This is a genomic window from Massilia sp. P2_C2, from assembly GCF_056404615.1.
Genome location: NZ_JBFUDR010000417.1, coordinates 1 through 4312, shown reverse-complemented (window position 1 = coordinate 4312; position 4312 = coordinate 1). Strand labels below are relative to the sequence as shown.

Annotated in this window: 4 protein-coding genes; 3 read left to right on the top strand and 1 reads right to left on the bottom strand. The window is 56.9% G+C overall.

Annotation, left to right across the window (positions count from 1 at the left end):
- On the top strand, window positions 1-894 hold an 894-nt coding region (locus AC1DYX_RS28425; protein WP_477265153.1), incomplete at its 5' end, for a S49 family peptidase.
- A 222-nt stretch (window positions 895-1116) separates the two neighbouring features.
- Here AC1DYX_RS28425 and AC1DYX_RS28420 read toward each other — a convergent pair.
- A complete protein-coding gene (locus AC1DYX_RS28420; RefSeq protein ID WP_477265151.1) occupies window positions 1117-1494 on the bottom strand; it encodes a hypothetical protein in 378 nt (125 codons plus the stop codon).
- A 216-nt stretch (window positions 1495-1710) separates the two neighbouring features.
- Here AC1DYX_RS28420 and AC1DYX_RS28415 point away from each other — a divergent pair, with 216 nt between their 5' ends.
- Window positions 1711-2427 carry a pseudouridine synthase gene (locus AC1DYX_RS28415; RefSeq protein WP_477265149.1) on the top strand — a complete coding sequence of 239 codons (717 nt, stop codon included), beginning with the start codon at window positions 1711-1713 and terminating at the stop codon, window positions 2425-2427.
- Between the two features lie 531 nt (window positions 2428-2958).
- Window positions 2959-4312 (top strand): polysaccharide biosynthesis/export family protein (locus AC1DYX_RS28410; RefSeq protein WP_477265147.1); only part of this gene is annotated, 1354 nt, incomplete at its 3' end.

The following is a 4312-nucleotide window of genomic DNA, read 5'->3' as shown; positions in this document are numbered from 1 at the left end:
GTGCGGGAACAGCGCGCCGCGCGCCGCTGGGGCATTTTCTTCAAGCTGTCCTTTCTATTGCTGGCATTTTTTGCGATCTGGGCTTATTTCGATTTCAACTTCGGCAGTTCCGACATCGAGGCACTGGGCCGCCACACGGCGCTGATCGAAATCGACGGTACCATCGACGACGAGGGCAGCGGCGCGGCGGATACCGTGATCCCATCGTTGAACAAGGCGTTTTCCGATCAGGGGTCGGCGGCCGTCGTGCTGCGTATCAATAGCCCGGGCGGTAGTCCGGTGCAGGCCGGCATCATCGTTGATGAAATCCTGCGTCTCAAGAAGGGGTATCCGAACAAGCCCCTGTACGTTGTCGTCGACGAGATTTGCGCCTCGGGCGGCTATTACATCGCGGCGGCGGCCGACAAGATCTATGTTAACAAGGCAAGTATCGTCGGCTCCGTCGGCGTGCTGATGGATGGCTTCGGCTTCACGGGCCTGATGGACAAGCTCGGCGTCGAACGCCGCCTGTTGACGGCTGGCGAGAACAAGGGCTTCCTGGATCCGTTCAGCCCGCAATCCGGGAAGCAGAAACAGCACGCGCTCGAAATGCTCAACGAGATTCACGAGCAATTTATTGCTGTCGTGCGTGCTGGCCGCGGCAAGCGCCTGAAGGAAAATCCGGAAATCTTTTCCGGCCTCTACTGGACCGGTGCCAAAGCAGTCGAGATGGGTCTGGCGGATGGCTTCGGCACGGTGGACACCGTTGCGCGCGACGTCGTGAAGGCGGAAGACATCATCGACTACACGGCGCATGAAGGCCTGCCGGAACGGGTGTTGAAAAAATTCGGTGCTTCGGTTGGCGCCGGCGCGGTGCATTCGATCTACCGGGGTGCCGTGCCCAGCCTGCGCTAAGCTCGGGAAATGCAACTTATTTGCCTTAATATTTGGCTTGAAAGTTACAGACGGTAGGCTATAGTTGGTGTGTAGCTGTTTCGGCGCTAACGACAAGAAACCAGCCTATACTTGGCGTTGTCGGAACAACTTCAGACCCGCATCCGTGCGGTTTCGAGAGAATTCAATTCCTCAAGCTGGACATCCCATTTGGGAAGGAAACGACGGCTTCCGCCGTCGTTTTCATTTTTGGCGTCCGCCGTCCGGTGTGTCTGGAATCGATTTCACGGCAGGTAAAGCCGGAACAACGCTGGGGGCCTCCTGGCGCAGGTGCGTTGTCTCGGCAATAGCGCTATCGAGACTGCCCGGCTCGCCCCGATGGAAACCGCCGGCCTCCAGCCATGCCTGGAACTGGCGCTGGGCTTGTGCATACCAGGCGGCGCGCATCGGCAACTGATGTTCGAAACAATGTACATGCGGGATGTCGCCACCGCGCGTCCAGCGCGCCAGCGCAAGCCGGGTGGGGAAAGTCGCGGCATACTCCTCGGCCGCCTTCGTCCCGCTGCTTGTGGCTGCGAGCGAAGAGGGGGTGCTGTGGTTCTGCTTTTTTTCGATCTGCACGTTTGCCTCGCGGTTGGGGTTAAGCTGATGTGCCGGGTGTGCGGCCCACCTTTAGTCCTACACTCAACAACTGTAGGTCGATTCCTAATCTGGTTTCAGTGTATCAAYGGGACGTAGGCAATTCTTGAGATGTGTCAAACGAGTTCTTGCTTCGAGTTGAAACCCCGAGTTTGCTGAACTTTGACGCTTGCATTCCTTCTGCTACAGTCTTGCCCCATGAGTAAATTATCCCTCGACCGCGTGCTCCAGTCGCAAGGCTTCGGCACGCGCAAGTATTGCCGCGCCTTGATCGAAGACGGCGACGTGGCCGTTAACGGCGAAGTCCACGATAACTACAAGGCGCTCGTGGAGACGGAAGGCCTGGTGCTGACCGTCTTCGACGAAGAATGGACGTATCGCGAGCACGTCTACATCGCCCTGTACAAGCCGTCCAACTTCGAGTGTTCGCGCAAGCCCAGTCATCATCCCGGTGTGCTGACTTTGTTGCCGGAACAATTTACTTGGCGCGAAGTCCAGCCGGTTGGCCGGCTGGATCATGACACGACGGGGCTGTTGCTGATGTCGGACGACGGTCCGTTCATCCATGCGCAGTCATCGCCCAAGCGGCACATCCCCAAGGTCTACCAGGCCACGACACAGGAACCCGTTACCCGGGCGCTTGTGGATCAGTTGTTGTCGGGTGTGCAATTGCACGATGAGCCTGCGCCATTGGCGGCGCAGTCTTGCGTGCAACGGGGTGAGAATCAGTTGGAGATCGTGCTGGAGCAGGGCAAGTATCACCAGGTCAAGCGCATGCTCGCGGCGGCCGGGAATCATTGCGCAGCCTTGCATCGCTCGCAGATTGGCGGCCTGACGCTCGAGTCGCTGGGCTTGAGAGAGGGCGAGTGGTGTTATTTGGAGCAGGCCCAGCTGGAGTTGCTGGTGCCGGGATGAAGACCGGCGCAACGCTGGTTATTGGCTACGGGTTGTATGGGTGTTGTAAAATGCGCCGGGTCCATGTCCGCAGGCCGCGTGTCGAGACAACATCGCAGTCGTCGGTCGGGGTGTTGATGTGGAGCTAATGACAGTACGCGGACGTTAGCCTGCGACTGTGCGGGTATATGCCGAAGACGGCTGGTCGATCGCGCTGCCCTAACGAGCTCGCGCGACATCTGGCTGCCGTGCGACATGCTGCACCATTGGACGACACTCGCCACGCGATTCTTGTCAATATTTCATTGCGCTGTGCAGGCGTAGAGTTTAACCTTGGTGATGCTGGTGCGCAACACATTGTCACTCTTTCCTCGTTCCAGCTAGCAATCTTTGATTCGAAGATTTGCACGGTGTGGCAGATATGCTGAAGTTGAAATTTTTGCATTGCGCAGTATGTGGTCGCCATTGCAACAAAAGGTTCACAGTGTCCTTTGCCCTCAGTTAAAATACTAAATTGGTTCACAAGCATCCGCGCTTCACCTTTCAAACCCAATGTTCAACTTTAAAACGAGTTTTGCGGCCCTGACTATGGCCGTTGCTTCTGTTGCTGCGCCTGCCCAGGATACAAACAACAAGTCCGACCTCTTCAACCAGGAGGCGACCGGGACATCTGCCTTGTCGAATACTGGGGGGGCGCCACTGACGAGTGATTCAGCGCGTAAAGCCCGGATTTCAAATAGCTCTGTGAGCGAGCAGAGCGACGACACGCTGCGTAGTGGTGACTTGACAAATGCTCGGCGTAACGACGCGCGGGAGGCGCGGACGCAAGGGCAGCTGAATCAGAGTTTTCGTGAGCGTCAAGACTTGCTGCGCGGCAAATATGGGGCGGAGATAGAGCCGAGCGAGTTTCAAAAATTTGTTGCCGAGAATACTGGCAAGCTGTTGCCGATTTTTGGGCTTGATTTTTTTGCGAACACGCCGTCGACCTTTGCGCCGATCGCCAACGCACCTGTGCCATCCGACTATCTGCTCGGGCCAGGCGATGAATTGATGATCCGTGGCTGGGGAACGATCGATATTGATTATCGTGCCACCGTCGACCGTAACGGCACCATTTCGATTCCGACCATTGGGAATGTGCCGCTGGCTGGTGTACGGGCGAGCGAAGCGCAGAATGTCATCAGCGCGGCAGTTGGTCGGCTCTACAAAGGCGTTACCATCAATGTGAATTTTGGTCGTTTGCGCGCGCTGACCGTATATGTAGTCGGCCAGGCGAAGCGACCGGGTACCTATACCGTTTCGAGCCTGTCTACCTTGGTTACCGCGCTGTTTGCCAGTGGAGGTCCGAACTCCAACGGTAGTATGCGTCATGTACAGGTCAAACGTGGCGGCAAAGTCGCTGCCGAGCTGGACCTTTATGCATTCATCGCTAAGGGCGACAAATCCGCTGACATTAAACTATTGGACGGGGACACGATTTACATCCCGCCGGCGGGCGGTTTCGTGGCATTGACTGGCAAAGTCAACACACCAGCAGTCTATGAATTAAAGAACAATAACGACACTGTAGAGTCCCTGTTGGACTTTGCCGCTGGGGTGCCGGTGGTCGCGGATCCCCGTCGCGCCTTTCTTGAGCGTATCGATCCGAACAAAAAGCATCCCCGAAGCGTGGAAGAATTCGCGCTGAATTCGGATGGGCTCAAGCGTTCGCTGAAAAATGGTGACGTGCTGAATGTCGTTTCGATCACGCCGGACTTCTCGAACGCGGTCGTCTTGCGCGGTAACGTCGACCAGCCGGTACGCCAGCCATTCATTAACGGCATGCGGGTCAGCGATCTGATACCGAGCAAGGAATACCTCATTAGCCGTGCGTCGACGCATCGCCAGAACGAAGCTGTCATTGATG